11 protein-coding genes are annotated in these 19267 nt (G+C 40.0%); 9 read left to right on the forward strand and 2 right to left on the reverse strand.

The genetic code is table 11. The features are described 5' to 3' along the window. The first annotated feature begins 56 nt into the window (after positions 1-56). From O0931_RS02520 to O0931_RS02535, 4 genes are read left to right on the forward strand one after another with little or no spacing between them, the layout of a single operon-like run. Positions 57-1466: a BNR repeat-containing protein gene (locus tag O0931_RS02520; RefSeq protein ID WP_269413974.1), complete on the forward strand. Its 1410-nt coding sequence runs from the start codon at positions 57-59 to the stop codon at positions 1464-1466. A gap of 1 nt (position 1467) precedes the next feature. Next, positions 1468-3642, forward strand: a complete 2175-nt coding sequence (locus tag O0931_RS02525; RefSeq protein ID WP_269413975.1) for a glycoside hydrolase family 43 protein — start codon at positions 1468-1470, stop codon at positions 3640-3642. Continuing rightward, positions 3642-4766 carry a glycoside hydrolase family 88/105 protein gene (locus O0931_RS02530; RefSeq protein ID WP_269413976.1) on the forward strand — a complete coding sequence of 375 codons (1125 nt, stop codon included), beginning with the start codon at positions 3642-3644 and terminating at the stop codon, positions 4764-4766. Before O0931_RS02525 ends, O0931_RS02530 begins: the two co-directional genes overlap by 1 nt. A 12-nt stretch (positions 4767-4778) precedes the next feature. Continuing rightward, entirely contained in the window at positions 4779-6032 is a 1254-nt protein-coding gene (locus O0931_RS02535; RefSeq protein ID WP_269413977.1) for a DUF2264 domain-containing protein, read from the forward strand. Between the two features lie 72 nt (positions 6033-6104). Here O0931_RS02535 and O0931_RS02540 read toward each other — a convergent pair whose 3' ends face one another. After that, positions 6105-7259 (reverse strand): hypothetical protein, encoded by a 1155-nt coding sequence (locus tag O0931_RS02540; RefSeq protein ID WP_269413978.1) that lies wholly within the window; start codon positions 7257-7259, stop codon positions 6105-6107. A 2-nt stretch (positions 7260-7261) separates the two neighbouring features. After that, positions 7262-7657 carry a hypothetical protein gene (locus O0931_RS02545; RefSeq protein ID WP_269413979.1) on the reverse strand — a complete coding sequence of 132 codons (396 nt, stop codon included), beginning with the start codon at positions 7655-7657 and terminating at the stop codon, positions 7262-7264. Between the two features lie 649 nt (positions 7658-8306). On the opposite strand from O0931_RS02545, the gene O0931_RS02550 reads away from it, so the two are divergent. The 5 genes from O0931_RS02550 to O0931_RS02570 all read left to right on the forward strand — a co-directional run bounded on the left by O0931_RS02550 (position 8307) and on the right by O0931_RS02570 (position 19205). Then, complete coding sequence (locus O0931_RS02550) at positions 8307-11321, forward strand: SusC/RagA family TonB-linked outer membrane protein (protein WP_269413980.1); 3015 nt, start codon at positions 8307-8309, stop codon at positions 11319-11321. 10 nt (positions 11322-11331) lie between these two features. After that, entirely contained in the window at positions 11332-13041 is a 1710-nt protein-coding gene (locus tag O0931_RS02555; protein WP_269413981.1) for a RagB/SusD family nutrient uptake outer membrane protein, read from the forward strand. 116 nt (positions 13042-13157) lie between these two features. Then, positions 13158-16238, forward strand: a complete 3081-nt coding sequence (locus tag O0931_RS02560; protein ID WP_269413982.1) for a SusC/RagA family TonB-linked outer membrane protein — start codon at positions 13158-13160, stop codon at positions 16236-16238. Positions 16239-16248: 10 nt separating this feature from the next. Then, complete coding sequence (locus O0931_RS02565; RefSeq protein ID WP_269413983.1) at positions 16249-17991, forward strand: RagB/SusD family nutrient uptake outer membrane protein; 1743 nt, start codon at positions 16249-16251, stop codon at positions 17989-17991. A gap of 98 nt (positions 17992-18089) precedes the next feature. Then, positions 18090-19205, forward strand: a complete 1116-nt coding sequence (locus O0931_RS02570) for a glycoside hydrolase family 43 protein (RefSeq protein ID WP_269413984.1) — start codon at positions 18090-18092, stop codon at positions 19203-19205. The last annotated feature ends 62 nt before the right edge of the window (positions 19206-19267 follow it).

A 19267-nucleotide genomic window follows, 5' to 3' on the forward strand; every position in this document is an offset into this window, starting at 1 on the left:
CAAGCCAAACCAACTAAAAACCTTAATTTGCATTATTAAATCACCCCCCTTTAATTATGATTTACCCCCCTAAGCAACTCTATGAAATTCCGGTACTTCGGCCAACCAAATATTTTAAATTGAACACCTTGAACTTTAAGCCACAATCTGCATTTGCCCTTCTATTATTTATATGCCTGTCCATTCTATCTGCAGATTTTGCTTCGGCACAGCAAACAGAAATCAGTACCGTTGCCGAAAATGGCTGGGCAAAAAATTCCGTTAATACCGTTATTTTTCGCAAAAATGCATTGGTTACATTTAATAATTACCAATACGCTGCGTATTATGATTCAGAACAATTTGTTGTTTTGGGCAAGCGAAAAACCGGAGGTAAAACCTGGCAAATTCAGAAAACCAATTATAAAGGTGATGCAACCGATGCGCATAAATCCATCAGCATTATTATTGATGGTTCCGGTGTTTTGCATGTTGCCTGGGGTCAGCACAACAATAATTTAAATTATGCCAAAGGCATTTCTTCCGGTTCGCTGCAACTTGGCGAAAAATTAGCTATGGTTGCCGAGAAAGAAAACAAAGTAAGCTATCCTGAATTTTATAAACTTCCGGGCGGCGATTTACTTTTCTTTTATCGCGATGGTGGTTCAGGAAATGGAAACCTGATGATTAACCGGTATTCCGTTAAAAGTAAATCGTGGCAACGCATACAGGATGGCATGATTGATGGGGAAGGCAAGCGTAATGCGTACTGGCAGGTGGCCATCGATAAATCTGGCGCGCTTCATCTTTCGTGGGTTTGGCGTGAAAGTCCTGACGTGGCCAGCAACCATGATATGTGTTATGCAAAATCTTTAGATGGTGGTATAACCTGGCAGAAATCTACCGGAGAAAAATATAATTTGCCTATCATCGAATCGAATGCAGAATATGCTTTAAAAATCCCTCAAAAAAGCGAATTGATTAACCAGACGTCGATGTATGCCGATGCAAACGGAAAAGTATTTATCGCCGGTTACTGGCGTGACAGGCCAGATTCAATTCCACAATACCATATCGTTTTTAATGATGGACAAGGCTGGAAAGTAAATGCTTTATCATTTCGAAAAACGGCGTTTAGTTTAAGTGGGGGCGGCACCAAGAAAATTCCCATTTCCCGACCGCAGATTATCGTCTGGCCAAATGGGAAGCAATATGCTGCAGGTATCTTATTCAGAGATGCGGAGCGTGGGAGCAAGGCTTCTATAGCCATAAATCAAAATATCCGCACCAATAACTGGCAAATTGAAGATTTAACAGTCGAAAGCGTAGGCGACTGGGAACCCAGTTACGATACCGAGCTTTGGAAAGATAAAACAATTCTGAATCTTTACCTTCAAAATGTAATCCAGGTAGATGGCGAAGGAAAAGCTGATACAAAACCAACTACAGTTAACGTTTTACAGTGGAAACCGAAACTGAAAAACTAGTATGAAAAATTTAACAATGCAAAAACAGTTTAAAGCCACTTTTTACTTATGGCTTTGCATAAACGTATTTTCATTTCAATTATTTGCAAAAAAAAGTGTAGCAACGGCGCAAAAAAATACGGGTTATCTTTTTGTGTATTTCACGGGGAATGATAAAAAAGAAGAAGCCATTCACTACGCCATAAGCAATAACGGTTATAATTTTTATGCTTTAAATCATGATGAACCAATTCTTGCGTCTGAAAAAATAAGCTCAACAGGTGGCGTTCGCGATCCGCATATCTTACGCGGTGCCGATGGCAAAACATTTTACATGGTGGTAACCGATATGGAATCTGCAAAAGGCTGGGACTCCAACCGGGCAATGGTGCTGCTAAAATCGACCGATTTAATCAACTGGACTTCATCAGTAATCAATATTCAAAAGCGTTTTCCAGGCAATGAGAGTCTGTTGCGTGTTTGGGCACCCCAAACCATTTACGATAAGACGAAGCAAAAATATATGGTTTACTGGTCTATGAAGCATGGAAAAGATCCTGATAAAATTTATTATGCCTATGCTAACGCAGATTTTACGGATTTGGAAACTGAACCCAAACAACTCTTTTTTAGTCCGACAAACGGCTCCTGCATTGATGGGGATATCATATACCACAATGGAAAATACAACCTGTTTTTTAAAACCGAAGGCAATGGGAATGGCATCAAAAAAGCCGTTTCTGATAAACTTACAGAAGGCTACGTTTTACAGGATAAGTATTTACAACAAACTACAGATGCTGTTGAAGGTGCAGGTGTATTTAAACTCAACAACAGCGACGAGTATATCCTCATGTACGATGTTTACATGAAAGGTAAATACCAGTTTACCCGAAGTAAAGATTTAGCACAATTTAAAGTAATCGACCAGGATGTTACGATGGATTTCCATCCGAGACATGGAACGGTTTTGCCAATCAATAATGCGGAAATGGAGCGGCTGGTTACAAAGTGGTATACTGCAGAATCTGTTTTAAAGTCTGCTCAAGCTGAGTCTATAAAGAAAAACAATATTGTTTTAGATAGTGTAAATAAAAGACTTTTTCTGCCGGTCGATTATGGCATCAATCTTAAAAGTTTCGACCCCGAATTTCCCGGGTTTCCTGGCCTTAACATTGCTCCGAAAGGTAATTTAGATTTCTCTGCCGGAACTAAGAAAATTAAAGTTACCATCGCCGGTAAACCTCCGGTAATTTACGAGGTTGAGGCGAGTGTGAATAACAACCCGGTTTTAAAAGGCTACTATGCCGATCCGGAAATATTGTATGCTAACAAGACAAGGAAATACTATTTATACCCAACAAGCGATGGCTTTACAAGCTGGAGTGGTACCTACTTTAAAACTTTCTCTTCTGTTGATTTGGTAAACTGGAAAGATGAAGGTGTACTATTGGATTTGGTAAAAGATGTAAGTTGGGGAAAGAGAAATGCCTGGGCGCCTACAATTACCGAAAAGAAAATCAACGGTCAATACAAATATTTCTATTATTTCACCGCTGCTCAGAAAATTGGTGTTGCCGTAGCTGATAATCCGGAAGGGCCATTTAAAGATAGCGGGAAAGCATTAATTGCTAAAAAACCATTGGGTATTAAAGGCGGACAAGAAATCGATCCGGACGTTTTTACCGACCCAAAAACCGGAAAAAGTTATTTATATTGGGGTAATAGTTATATGGCCGTTGCGGCTTTAAATCCGGATATGGTTTCCATCGATACCAATTCTATAAAAGTAATAACCCCAAATAAAGATTTCCGCGAAGGAACAGAGGTTTTTTATCGTAAAGGTAAATACTATTTCCTGTGGTCGGAAGATGATACGCGAAGCGAAAACTACCGGGTTCGCTATGGCTATTCCGATTCGCCAAACGGAAAAATTACCATTCCTGAAAATAACCTGATTTTAACTAAGGATGTACAAAAAGGTATTTATGGAACCGGTCATAACAGCGTGATCCAGGTTCCTGGAAAAGAGGAATGGTACATCATTTACCATCGTTTTACACGCCCTGAAGGCATCACTATGGGTAGTGCTGCAGGTTACCATCGCGAAGTTTGTATCGATAAAATGGAATTCAACGTGGATGGAAGCATCAGAAAAATAATACCAACACTTACCGGAATTAAATCTGTAAAATAATGATTAATAAAATTTCTATCAGTTTTTTGCCGCTGTTTTTTGCTGCAATTAGCTTAAAAGCGCAAAGCCTTCCTTCTAAAAAAGAAGTGCTTAGCATTATCGATAAAGCAAATACCTATTGGCAAACCAATAATAAGCCTGAAGTTCGTTCCTTTTGGGATCACGCAGCTTATCATACCGGAAATATGGAAGTGGTTGCACTTACAAAAAATGAAACCTATCGTAAATATTCTGAAGATTGGGCGAATTACAATAAATGGATGGGTGCGAAATCGACCGATAAAAGTCAATGGAAATATAAATATGGCGAAACGGATGATCATGTTTTATTTGGCGATTGGCAAATCTGCTTCCAAACCTATATCGATTTATACCATTTAAACCCGGAAGATTATAAAATTGCAAGGGCAAAAGAGGTGATGGAATACGAAATGAGCACCACACAAAACGATTATTGGTGGTGGGCCGATGGTTTGTATATGGTTATGCCGGTGATGACCAAACTCTATAAAACAACAGGAAACAAGCAGTACCTGAATAAATTATATGATTATTTTATGTATGCCAACAGCATTATGTACGATAAAGAAGCGAAGCTTTATTACCGTGATGCAAAATACGTTTATCCGCAGCATAAAAGCGTAAATGGTAAAAAAGATTTTTGGGCCAGAGGCGATGGATGGGTTTTTGCCGGTTTAGCCAAAGTACTTAAAGACTTGCCAAAAAATGATAAACACAGAGCAGAATATTTAACAAAATATAAAGGCATGGCCGAAGCGATTTTGAAAAGCCAGCAAGCGGAGGGTTACTGGACACGCAGTATACTTGATGCCGAACATGCGCCAGGGCCTGAAACCAGTGGAACAGCCTTTTTCACTTATGGACTGTTATGGGGAATCAATAACGGTTACCTGAACAAGAAAACTTATTTCCCTGCTGCATTAAAAGGCTGGAATTATTTAACCAAAACGGCTTTGCAGGAAAATGGTAAAGTTGGTTATGTTCAGCCGATTGGGGAGAAAGCCATCCCCGGACAAATTGTAGATGCAAACTCAACATCTAACTTTGGCGTTGGTGCTTTTCTTTTAGCCAATTGCGAAATGTATAGATATTTAAAGAACTGACCGAACAAATAAATGAAAATTTTTACCAAAACACTGTCGCTAACCTTTTTAATGTTGGCATTGAGTACCGTTTTTGCATCTGGCCAGAAAAAAAGGCATAATGCGAAACAGCAGGTTTTAACCGACCGGCAATTCTGGCTTCAGCAAATGGATAAAATGGTTAAACCTGTTTTATACAACCTGGCAAAAGACAGTCTGCGTATAAATATGCCCAAGGTTACGTCTATACATATTGATAATAAGGAACATCGGATTAAAGTGCAGTATGTTGAAGTTTTGGGTAGGGTACTCAGTGGTATTGCACCATGGCTGCAGCTGGAAGGCGGCGACGCAAAGGAAGTTACCTTGAGAAAACAATACCGTGAATGGGCCATTCAGGGTTTAAAAAATTCATTGGATTCGAACGCTAAAGATTTTATGAATTATGATATTGGCGGACAACAACTTGTAGATGCCTCCTATGTTGCGCTCGCCTTTATCCGTGCGCCCTGGTTATGGGAAAATCTGGATAAAAAGAACCAGGAATTAATGATGAAATCCATTATAACCACCAGGCGATTTAAACCGGTTTTTTCAAACTGGCTGTTGTTTTCGGCAATGAACGAAGCATTTCTGGCTAAATTCGGTTATACCTGGGATCCGATGCGTGTTGATTATGCCCTGCAACAACTTGAACAATGGTACGTTGGCGACGGCATGTATCAGGATGGCAGTACCTATGCTTTTGATTATTACAACAGCTACGTGATTCATCCATATCTAGCAACAATATCGAACATTATAGGCACTAAAACCAAGGATTACAACAGCATGTTCGAGAAAATAAAAAAGCGTAACGAACGCTATGCCATTATCCAGGAAAGGTTAATCAATGCGGATGGAACCTATCCGGCAACCGGTCGTTCAATTATTTATCGTGGTGGTGCATTTCATCATTTAGCAGATATGGCTTTCAGAAAAGCATTGCCAAAACAGTTGAGTGCCGAGCAGGTTCGCTGCGCTTTAACAGCTGTTATCAGAAAAACTTTAGAAAGCCCGACAACTTATAAAAACGGGTGGCTAACCATTGGTTTATATGGTGCCCAACCGAATTTAGGCGATTTCTATAACAATCAGGGTAGTCCGTACATTTGCACCAATATTTTTCTGCCTTTGGGTTTACCTGAAACAGACGCCTTTTGGGCAAATCCGGCGGCTAAATGGAGCGCGCAAAAAATCTGGAGTGGAGAAAACTTCGAAAATGACCATAGCGTAGGCTTAAGGTAGACCGAGCAGGCTTATATATTTAAATCAGGCTCTGCCCTATAATTGATGTTAATTAGTGCATGATAACAGTGATTAATTACCTGGTAAATTGGCTTTTTCTGAACCAATACCCCAATTTATACCCAGTATGGCAATCGATTTGCTTTGAGATTCGAAATTTTTACCAAAAGCACCGTTTAAAAAAATGTTATCGGCTATTTTATAATTTATAACACCAACCGTTCTGTTTTCGGCATTTCCTTTCCCGTTTACATAACGGTACAGGGTTTCTACACCGACAGATAGCTGGTCGAATTCTAAAGCAGCTTTGCCGCCAACATCGATGTTATTGTTTTTGGTAATTACACCTAAATCATTTTTACTGAAGTTATCCCTTAGGTAACGCAGGGAGGCGTTGAGGTTAAAGTAATTTTTAATGGCTTTAGCATTGGCTGAGGCCAAGGGAATGTATGTTGAAAGGGTTGTCCAGGCACCAACTCTACCCGTTTGCCAGTCTTGATCTTCGATTCCGTAGGTGGCATAAGCACCGGCAAAATCCCATGAAAATTTAGGCTTTTGCTGGATAAGTTCTGCAATTTCATCAGCAAGGGCACCACTCTTTTGGGCGTTTTTTTCAGCAAGTTTTTTGGCTTGTAGATCCAGGTTTTCCTGGCTCGCATCAATGGCAATAGCAAGTTGATAAGCTTCCAGATCTTTTTGAGCAGCAATATGCCATTCGTCAATCAAACCTTTCATTTTTTTTGCATAGCCATCTTGCTGAACTTTAATAAAAGTAGCTCTGGCACCTACGGCAAATACTTTCTGCGATAAATCTACACCATCGGGAATGAGATCTTTATTGATAAAACCTAAAGATATACTTGTAAATTTAAGGCCTGAAAATATATCTTCTTTATTTAAAATTTTAAAGTTTCCATCATCATCCGTTTTAGTTTTTAAACCCACCGCCGCATACACATTTTTACCCTCCGAACTGGTAAGCCAGTAAGGTGCAAACTCTGCAGCGTAATTTTCAGGAAAGCCTGATGACGACTTATCGAAAGATTGCGCCAAACCAAGCACAAATTTTTTAGGGCTGTTCGGATTTTGGATTAAAGTTGGTGTGATATCTGTTAAAATAAAAGCAGGTGAATTTGGAACAGCCAAATCTTTTAGTTTAATACTTTGCTGTGCTTTTAGCGTAACGTTAATAAGCAGAATGCCGAAAATCAGGGTTATTTTTTTCATACTCAAATCAAATCAATAGGTTGGTGGATTAAAGCAGTTTTATATTTGGCATCGACACTTTTTAACGGCGTATTAAATGTTACGGACCCATCTGTACCTCCACTAAGCACATAATTTGCTGTAATGTTATTATACTGCGCCTTACGCTGCTCTAAATCACTATCCAGTAAATCCACCTTGGTTAGAATTGACAGCCTACGGTTTTGCAAACCATTTGAAGTTCCGATAATTTTTTTTGCGATATCGCCCGTAGCATTTTCTGAATGCGCAACAGCTTTGGCAGAAGAAGGATCGCTGATTAGCAACACAATTGCTCTTGATGCGGCAAGCCCAAGTGTATTAATATCTACAGAAAGGCTGATTTCGGTTTGCCCATCCCCGGTTTTATAAGTACCCATAACAAAGAGAGATTAGTTTATTATACAAAGCTGGAATTAAAGCCGCTATTTTACAATACCTGATATCAGGTATTTTTATGCCTTCAGGCGTGTTTAAATTTTATGTGTTTTCCGGCTTAGTATCGGAACATACATCCGGCCAGGCATAATTTTCTTTTTTTACTTTAAAGCCTAAAATTCCAAACTAACCCTTTTAAATCGTTAAAATAACAATTTATCCCCTATTTATTACCGTATTACCCCTTACTTCACGTTCATTTTTTATGTTAATTTGCTTTGACCAAAGTATAAATAAGTATGAGCAAAAACGAAAACAAGAAGTTTATTCTATCCTAAGCAGCTGTTTCAAAACGAAGTTAAAACAAACAAAAATCAACAAACCAAAGCTTTTATAAGCCGCATCTTAAACCAACCAAATTTAATATGATTAAAAATTTACGCTTAAAGATTTAACTCAAATCTTTCACTTAGCCGGTTTCCGTTTCTTTAGCGTACCTATAGAAATAAATCAAACCATTACGGCAAACCCATTACAAACTAATTTTGGTTTAGCAGCAGTTTATCCAAAATTAACTAATCACAATCAAATTCATTTGGTATGCATGACAAACCATGTATATGCAAGTGTGACTAACCTTTATAACTGATTATGAGTGAAAAAAAATTATTTAAGAATTTAAGGCTATTCTTTACATTCCTGACCTTATTGTTTCTGAGTGCCCAGGGTTTTGCAAACCAGGCTACTCCGCCGTCAATACAAGACAGCAGCCAGTTAAAGTCCATCAAATTTATTGTCTTAGACGAAAATGATATTCCTGTAAAAGGAATACGTCTTAACAATCTCAGGGTTAATATTTCTGTACAGACAGACAGTTTAGGCATGGCCCAGATTAACGGGATATTGAACGATGAAATTCGGGTTAGTCTGAATGATGTTTTCTTAAGAAAGTACGTTGTTGGTACCAACCAATCGCAGATTATTCGTGTGGATGGAAAAAATCCGCTGATTATGAAACAAAAAGCTGTAGTATTAACTAATGATATACTGGTTTCGCCAAATATGACAACAGGGTCTACGCAGGCCGTATATAATAATGATTTAGTTAAATTTCCGGTAACCAGTGTAAAAAATGCACTTATCGGCAGGTTAGCGGGTCTTTACACCAATCAAACCAGCGGCAGGCCGGGAGCAGATGAAGTAAACGTATCTTTAAGAGGGCAGAACCCAATTGTCTTGGTAGACGGTATTCCAAGAGACTTAACCCGTATCGACCTTGAAGAAATAGAATCGGTAACGGTTCTGAAAGATGCCGTTTCTACCGCGATGCTTGGCATGCGTTCTTCGGGTGGCGTGTTGGCCATTACCACAAAAAAAGGTGTTGCCGGAATGCAGCAGATTACCTTAACCGCCCAAGGAGGAATTCAAAGCAATATTAAAACACCTAAAGTGCTCGATGCGTATAATTATAGCCTTTTGTATAACGAAGCAAGGGTAAATAGCGGCGATTTGCCGGTTTATACGCAGGCAGATCTGGATGCTTATCGCACGGGTTCTGATCCGATAGGGCATCCAAATGTAAACTGGCAGGATCAGGTTTTAAAAAATAAATCCTGGTTTAACCGCTACGACCTTAACTTTCGTGGCGGTGGCACCGTTGCCCGCTACTATGTTGGTTTAGAATATCAAAATCAAAAGGGACAATTTGTAGAGAGCGATATGAATGCCTATTCGACCAATAATAACTTCAGTAATTATACGGTTCGCTCGAATGTCGATATCAATTTAACGCCAAAAACCACTTTAGGATTGCATTTATTCGGGCGAATTATCAACAGTTCGCAGCCCGGAGCCAACGCTGATAATATTTTTACATCGATATTGAATACGCCAAACAACGCCTATCCCGTATATAATGAAAACGGCAGCTACGGCGGCACAACACAGTTTCAGAATAATATCTATGCACAAACTGTTAATTCTGGCTACCGCTTAAATTACCGGAGGGATATTATTACTGATTTAACGCTTCGCAGAAGTTTGGATGAGGTTACTCCAGGTTTGTGGGCGCAGGCACTCGTTTCCTTTTATTCAGGCCTTTCAGAAAATACCGACAGAAGTAAGTCTTTTGCCGTTTACAAACAAACGGGTTCAGGTTCAACAGCCACTTACCAGCTTTATGGTACAAATGGAACCCAGGCCAATTCAACAGGTACGGAATACCAAAACAGACAATCGTACCTGGAAGGCGCTATTGGCTACAAGAGAAGTTTTGGATTGCATAATATTGATGCTCAAATCAGGGCTACAAGCGATAATGTGAACAGTGGAAGCGAACTGGGTTTAAATTACTATGGCGGCTCAGGACGTGCTTCTTATAATTTTGACGAACGCTATACCGCTGAAATTGCTTTTGGACTAAACCGTACAAACCGGTATCCTAAAGGTTCCCCAATGGGATTCTTCCCTGCAGCAGGTTTAAGCTGGGACATTACCAAAGAGAAATTTATGCCAAAGTTATCCTGGCTTAATGATTTGAAATTGTTTACGAGTTATGGCCGTACAGGAAATGATGCAGCCGGTTATTTCGTTTTCCAGCAATTTTATGTGGGTAGCCCGAGTTCCTACTTTTTTGGCACCAGTGCATCAAGTAGTGCAGCACTACGTCAGGATGTTTTGGCCAATCCAAATGTTACCTGGGAAAAATCTGATAAATTTAACATCGGTTTAAAAACAAACCTGTTTAAAAACCATCTTTTTATACAAGCTGAATATTTTAATAACAAGTATTCTGATCTCTTAACATCAGCAAACCTATCCTCAATTGTAGGTACAACCGTAAGAAACCTAAATATTGGTATAAACCGTTATACCGGTTATGAACTTCAGTTAAACTTTCAACAATCTTTAGGCAAGTTCAGCTACTTTGTATCAGGTAATGCCAGTACACTTCAATCGAAAGTAATTTTCCAGAATGAGATTTTCCGAGAATACAGCTATCAAAGCAGAACAGGTTTACCGGTTGGGCAGCCTTTCGGGTACATAGCAGATGGACTTTTCCAATCACAGGCTGAAATCAATAGTTCAGCTAAAATTGCCGGCTATGCGCCTGTTCCCGGTGATATCAAATACAAAGATTTGAACAGTGATGGCATAATCGACCAGTTTGACCAAACCAAATTAGGCACTTCAAAACCACTGGTTTATTATGGAGCAACGTTAGGGTTCGCTTTTTCCGGATTTGATTTCAGTGTTTTACTTCAGGGTGTAGCAAATCGTAATTTATTGCTGACAGGTAACAGTGAATGGGAATTTCAGAACGGCGGATTCGGACAAGCTTATGAACACCATCTCGATCGCTGGACGCCCGCTACCGCTGCAACAGCAACTTATCCAAGACTTACCGTTGGTAATAATTTCAACAATGATATCGTATCATCGTTCTGGATGCATAGTGGTAATTACCTGCGTCTGAAAAATGTTGAATTAGGTTATACCATAGCATCTTCTTTTACCAGAAAGATTAAAGTTTCTTCCATACGCTTATTTGTGAATGGGACCAATTTGCTAACCAGCTCTTCCTTTGACCGGGTAGATCCGGAAACGTATGGTGGTGTATATCCGATTCAACGTGTCGTGAATGGTGGTTTAAGTGTTAAATTTTAATGTCTGAAAGATGAAAAATAAGGTAATAATTTTTATGATTGCCATGACCTTTATGGCATCATGTAAAAAATATGAAGAAACCCCGTTACAGGGATTGAAAAAGAATAATATTTATGATCCACTGGATAAAAATGGTGATTACGCCAGGCAGGTATTGTCTGATTTGTACACTTCACTGCCTGATGGTTTTAACCGCGTAAAGGCCGATGGCGATGGATCTGCTGGCGATTTTTTAGATGCAGGAAGTGATGATGCATTACCCTCCAGGTTAAATAAAGTTGTAGAATATTTTAGTAATGGCCGCTTAAACTCAACCAACAACCCGGATGATAATTGGGCCAATGCCTACAGGGCCATCCGTTCGGCAAATGATTTCCTGGCCAATGTTGATGTTGTACCCGTTGATGCAAATGCACCAAATACGATCAAATACTGGAAAGCGGAAGCCCGCTTTATCAGGGCAATGAACTATTTTGAAATGATTAAACGGTACGGTGGTGTACCTTTAATTGGCGACCAGGTTTTAAGCCCGGATAGCGATCTTCAGATACCTCGTAGCACCTTTGCCGAATGCGTAAATTACCTGATAAGTGAATGCGATGCGATAAAGGGACTTTTACGGACTGAACCAGTGGCCGATTCTGATTTAGGCAGAATTACCCGGGGCTGTGCCTATGCATTGAAAGCACGTGTATTGCTATATGCCGCAAGCCCATTGTACAACGGAGGTGGCATTGCTGCCGATCCGGTAAAGAAAGCGCTTGCAGGTTATCCTGCCTATGATGCTTCACGCTGGACTACAGCGTTGAATGCCGTTCAGGATCTGATTAATTTAAACGTTTATTCTTTAACAAGCACATTTAATGGTGTATTCATTGCCCGCAAGAATACAGAAGTAATTTTAGCCAAACAAAGAGCTAAAACATTTGATATCGAAACCAATAATGCGCCGGTAGGTTATACTACGCCTTTGAGCAATGGCTTTACAAGTCCGACGCAGGAACTTGTTGATGCTTTCCCGATGGCAAATGGTTTAAGTATTACCGATCCGGCATCCGGATATAGCGCAAGCAATCCATACGTTGGCCGTGACAAAAGATTGGACAACACAGTTTTCTATAATGGAATGAAATGGTTGAATACGAGGAATGTGGAAACGTTTGAGGGTGGAAGAGATAAGCCCGGAGGTGTTGCTGTTCAAACCCGGACCGGATATTACCTGAAGAAATATATGGCCGATTTTTCTACAGCTACCGCTTACGCTACGCAAGATCATAACTTTATTATTTTTCGTTACGGAGAAGTATTACTGGACTATGCTGAATGCCTGAATGAGGTGGGACGTACTGCAGATGCCTATGCACCGCTTATTGCCTTAAGAACAAGAGCAGGAATAACTGCCGGAACAGGCGCAAATGCTTATGGAATAAAAACAGGTTTGAGCCAGGCCGATATGAGGGCATTTATTCAAAATGAGCGCAGGATTGAAATGGCATTTGAAGAGCAACGGTTCTGGGATATACGACGCTGGAAAACTGCAGGCCAATTGCTTAATGGCGACTTACATGGAAACCGGATAACCAGGGCTACAAGCGGCGCTTTAACCTATGTGCCTTATACGGTGGCAACCACCACTTTCAGCCCTAAGTATTACATCATGCCAATTCCATATGCTGAAATTGTCAGAAACAGGAAGCTGGTACAGAATGAAGGTTGGTAACATTGTCGAATAATTAGAACTGAAAGAATTTATGAAACCATCATGGTTTTCCAAAACACATAGCGGAATAATAAAACCATGATGGCTTCATCGCCATTAAAAACAATTTTATACAGATGAAAAAAATTATATTTTTTTTAGCATTTACCATTTTGTCGAAGATGCTCTTTGCACAGAATGTTACCATCACTGGACAGGTTAGGGAACGGGATGGTGTTGTACCTGCTGCCAGCATTATTGAAAAAGATGTGCCTGGAAACGGTGTATCAACTGGAGTAGATGGAAAGTTTACACTAACGTTAAGGGGTAAAAGTCGTGTCATAATTGTTAAAGCTATCGGCTACCTTTCTAAAGAGGTTAGTGTTGGGCAATCAACAAAAATCGATGTTGTACTCGAATCAGATACCAAAGGATTAGAGGAAGTGGTGGTTGTAGGTTATGGCACAACCAAAAAAGCAACCTTAACCGGCGCAATAAGTTCTGTATCGGGTAAGGAAATTAGACGTAATCCTTCGGCAAGTTTACAAAATACATTGGCCGGCCGTTTACCGGGATTTAGTTCTCAGCAAACCAGCGGACAACCGGGATCTGACGGCGCTACGTTTTTCATCCGTGGTACAGGTTCATACACCGGCTCGAACCAACCTTTGATTATTGTGGATGATATCGAATTTACCTATGCACAATTTGCACGCTTGGATGCCAATGAAATTGAAAGCTTAAGTATCTTAAAAGATGCATCGACGACAGCAGTATACGGCATAAAAGGTGCTAACGGTGTTGTGCTGGTTACCACCAGACGCGGAACCGTTGGTCCGCCATCCATTACCTACAGAACAGAATATGCACTATCGCAGCCTACAAGATTACCGAAATTTTTAAATGCTTACGAATCCGCTAAATTATACAACCAGGCCAGGATAAATGACGGGCTTGCGGTTCAGTACAGCGATGCTGATTTGGAGCACTGGCGTACAGGCGATGACCCATACGGACATCCGGATGTAGATTGGAAAGAGGTACTTTTTCGTAAGTACAGTTACCAATGGCGTAATAATTTCGACATCAGCGGCGGTTCAGAAGTAATCAAATATTTTGCGTCATTAGGCGCCATAACCCAAAACGGTATCTTAAATGATTTTGGTAAAAATGAGGATGTAAACAACAATTTTTATTACAAAAGATATAATTACCGTTCTAATATCGATATCAAGGCAACTAAAACATTAAATATCAAAGTAGATTTATTTGGAAACATAGGGGAGAGAAACTCGCCGGTAATTCCTAATATAAATGGTATTCAGAACATCTTTTATTTTTACAATAGTTTCTTAACGCTTGCGCCTTTTGCCTATCCAATCACTAATCCTGATGGTAGTTATGGTTACAGTTACAATCAACCGAACCGTTACAGTTCTCCTAATATTGTTCAGGCCTTAACATTGGGTGGTTACAGCAGGGATTTTGAAAATAATATGAATTTTAATGCTGCCGGAACCCAGCAACTGGGTTTTATTACCAAAGGCTTATCTTTAAGGGCTTCCATTGCTTATGGCAGTACCTACACGTATACACGCGGCTTATCCAGAGGAACCTATCCGGCATTTATATATAACCCGGCTAATGGTACTTATACCCCAAAAGACCCGAATGTTTTCCGGGTTGGTACTTATACGTTAAATTATAGTCCAGAATCGACTACAAGAATTATTAATCCACAAGCCTCATTAAATTATGATAGGACGTTTGGCAGTCATCACGTTTCCGCACTTGCATTGTACAATTCACGCAGCTACTTCGGATATAGGGATGCTAACAATTATAATAGAATACTTAACTTCATTCCTATACCGACAAGTGGTTTCTCCGGTCGTGCAGGGTATGATTACAAAGGAAAATACCTTGCCGAATTTAACGTAGGTTATAACAAATCGGAAGTATTTGCATCAGGAAAGAAATATGGGTTTTTCCCGGCCGGTTCAATAGGCTATAATATTTCTGAAGAATCATTCTTTAAAGATAACATCAAATTTGTAGACCGGTTGAAATTCAGGGCATCATATGGTTTGGTGGGTACCGATGATATTGGAAATTATGCTTATGCTTACCTTCAAACTTATAACAACAGCGGTAACGTTTCTTTTGGTACTTCGCATAATGCATATGGAGCCATATATGAAGGGCGATTGGCCAATCAGGATGTAACCTGGGAAAAAGTTAAAAAGTTAAATATCGGTATGGATTTAAGTATGTTTAAAGGACGAATTACATCCTCTGTAGATGTTTTTAATGATGACAGGTATGATATTTTAACCACCAGAGGTACCGTATCTTATCTGTTCGGTCAGTCATTACCTCCGGTAAACCTGGGTAAAACAAACAACAAAGGTTTCGAGGTTGAGTTGTCTTATAATGATAAAATTGGTAATGATTTTAACTACAGGATAGGTGGAAACATATCTGTTGCAAAGAATAAAATTGTTTTCCAGGACGAAGCGATTCCCTTATTTCCATACCAGCAATACACTGGCAATGCGATAAATACGCCTAAGCAATATAAATTTGTTGGTTTTTACCAGGATGCTGCTGATGTTGCAAGCAGTGCCAAGCCGCTCAATGGTGCGAAACCGGGAGATATTAAATATGCCGATCTTAATGGCGACGGGGCCATTACCGATGCTGACCAGTCTTACTTCGGATATTCTAACACCCCGAACACAATTTTTGGTTTTAACTTGAGTGCAAACTATAAAACATTGAGTTTAAATGTTCTTTTTCAAGGGGCACTTAATTTTAATGTTGCCGGGGTACGTGAATCTATCCAGGCATTTGGCTCAAACCTGCAGGCGATACATCAGCAAAGCTGGACGCCGGAATTGGGGAATAATGCTAAATACCCGATTTTATCCACTTCACCAAATGCCATTTCCATTCCAACTTCTCCATCCGATTTTTGGAATGTCAGGGGAGATTATGTTCGTCTGAAATCGGTAGAACTTAGTTATGGTATTCCGCAAAACTGGGTAAATAAAGTGCATTTAAAAGGCGCCAGGATATATGTAAACGGTACAAATTTAATTACCTGGACAAAACTTGGTTCTTTGTATGAATATGATCCGGAAATATCGAGCAACAACACCAATACCAATTATCCGCCGCAAAGGCTTTACAATTTAGGCTTATCTGTAACATTTTAAGTATAAGGTTATGAGAAAATACATTTTAATCATTTTAATTTTTATAGGATTAGCATCTTGTAAAAAAGCAGGCAGTTATTTAGATCAGCAAAATGTTGGTCAGGATGCAAACGTCGTATTCACGGATAGTGTAAGGACTTTAGGTTTCCTAAACGGTATTTATGCGGGACGCGGTTTTTCTTTCAACAAAGGCCGTTGGGATAGTCATGGTAATCTTGAGGAAGCAACCGATGATGCAGAATACCGCTATAGCGGCGCCGGGCAATATGCGGTAATTCTGTATTCAGGAAATGTTAGTCCGCTTAATGTGGTGAAAGGCACAAATACCGATTTTTATGTTCAGCCATACTTACAGATTCGTGCTGTAAATTTATTCTTGTCAAAATTACCGACAACACCATTGGCTCAATCTACACAACGCCGTGTAGCCGCCGAAGCCCGCTTTTTGAGGGCATGGTATTATCATTATCTGGTGAAAACTTTTGGCGGGATTCCTATCTTGGGCGATAAGATATTTGATAAGGACGACATCATAGATATCCCAAGGAGTAATTACGAAGATTGTGTTAACTATATTGTAAGCGAATGTGATGCGGTTGCGGCAATTCTACCGGTAGACCAATTGGACCAGGACTACGGCCGCATTACAAAAGGGATGTGCCTGGCCCTGAAATCAAGGGTTTTACTTACTGCTGCAAGCCCTTTATTTAATGGTGGCGGCATTGTAAGTACAGGGCCGATAGCATCAATAATTGCCTATCCAACTTACGACGCGAGCCGTTGGGCAAAAGCCGCGCAGGCCGCTAAAGATGTAATTGATATGAATAAATATGCGCTGGTTGTAGATAACACGACTGCCCCGGGATATGGTTTTTACAAAACTTTTATCTCACGCGCAAACAGCGAAATGATATTCACTTTTACGCAGGCGCCTAATAAGGATTTTGAAGGTCATTTTTTACCTCCTTCACGCAGCGGGGGATTTTACTCCACCCCAACGCAAAACCTGGTTGATCAGTTTGATATGTTGAATGGCAAACAGATTACCGATCCCACATCCGGCTATAATCCGGCCAATCCATACATTAACCGCGATCCGAGGTTTGGCTATACTGTAATTTACAATGGTTCATCGTTCGCAAATAATAGTAATGCACAGGCGCCGGTTTTCACTTACGTAAATGCACCAAGTGATGGCAATGGAATCGGAACAACATCAGGTTATTACGGGCGTAAAATGTGTGATGTGAACGTATCGTATGGCGGTAGTGCAAATGCCGATAGAGGCTATCCATTACTCAGGTATGCCGAAATTTTGTTGAACTATGCCGAAGCACTTAATGAAATGGGACAAACGGCAGATGCCTTGGCCAACATCTTCAAAATAAGGGAACGGGCAGGTATTCTGGCCGGTAGCGATGGACGCTATGGCATAAAAACCGGCGTTACGCAAGCCGAACTTCGTACCTTGATTCAAAAAGAACGCCGTACAGAAATGGCTTTTGAAGATGTACGATTTTATGACGAACGCAGGTGGAAAATTGCGGAAATAACGGAAAATGGCTTCAATAAAATTATGCTTGTAACACCAAAAACAGGAACAACATCCACATCTACTGATGGAAGTACCTATAACTATCAGATTACATCTTCCATCCGTAAGCACAATTTTCGCCCGGCAAATTATTTAATGCCGATTCCACAAAGTGAGATTTTAAAACTTCCTTCATATTTACAAAACCCGGGTTATTAATACGCTTCTTAAATTTCGGGTCGTCTTCGGATGACCCGATTATTAATCTAAACACAATTTGCTATCTTACAGTCTTATTTAACAAATATTCAGGCGTTATGTACAATCGTTTATCCCTTATTTTTAGTTTAATTTTTATAGGTTGCCTGGCAGGTAGTCGGGTTGTTGCTCAGGAAACTTATCAGGATTTTACACCTGGTAAAATCTGGAAAGATAACAATGGTATCCATATCAATGCACACGGTGGCGGGATTGTTTACAGCAAAGGGTTGTACTATTGGTTTGGCGAACATAAAATTGAAGGCGAAAAAGGAAATACGGCACAGCTGGGTGTTCATTGTTATTCATCAAAAGATTTATATAACTGGAAAGATGAGGGAATTGCACTGTCGGTTTCTGAGGATTTAAAAAGTGATATTGCTAAGGGCTGCATTTTAGAACGTCCGAAAGTAGTGTACAATAAGAAAACCAAAAAATTCGTCATGTGGTTCCACCTGGAACTGTTGGGTAAGGGTTATGCTGCGGCCCGTGCCGGTGTTGCCATTGCTGATAAAGCAACCGGTCCATATACTTTTATTAAGAGTTACCGACCTAATGCCGGTATAATGCCTTTTTATGCAGTTGGAACCCCGGATGCTGAGAAAGTAAACTGTGAAAAACCTGCAAATAAAAGTGATGGTTTTTTCTGTCGCGATTTACCCGGCGGACAAATGGCAAGAGACATGACTGTTTTTGTTGATGACGATGGTAAAGCTTATCATATATTTTCATCAGAGGAAAACTTCACGTTGCATTTAGCAGAATTAACGCCTGATTACTTAAGCCATACCGGGAAATTCATCAGGATTTATGTTGGCCAGCAAACGGAAGCACCGGCCTTATTTAAAAAAGATGGAATCTACTACATGATTGGTTCAGGCTGTACCGGTTGGGCGCCAAACCCGGCAAGGTGGTTTAAAGCAAAATCTATTTTTGGTCCCTGGGAATTTATGGGTAATCCTTGTGTTGGGCCGGGTTCAGATAAAACATTTGGCGGGCAAAGTACTTATGTGCTTCCGGCGCCGGGCAAAAAAGGTTCATTTATTTTTATGGCCGATAAATGGGTGCCTAAAAATGCAATTGATGGCCGCTATTTGTGGTTGCCAATACAATTTGAAGATGATAAATTAAAAATCGAGTGGTCGGATAAATGGAACCTGAGTTTCTTTAAGTAAGTATAACAAACCAAAATTTTCAATATATACAGCATGAATAATCTGCGTTATCAATACGCTTA

It is taken from the genome of Pedobacter rhodius (assembly GCF_027213645.1).
Classification (GTDB): domain Bacteria; phylum Bacteroidota; class Bacteroidia; order Sphingobacteriales; family Sphingobacteriaceae; genus Pedobacter; species Pedobacter rhodius.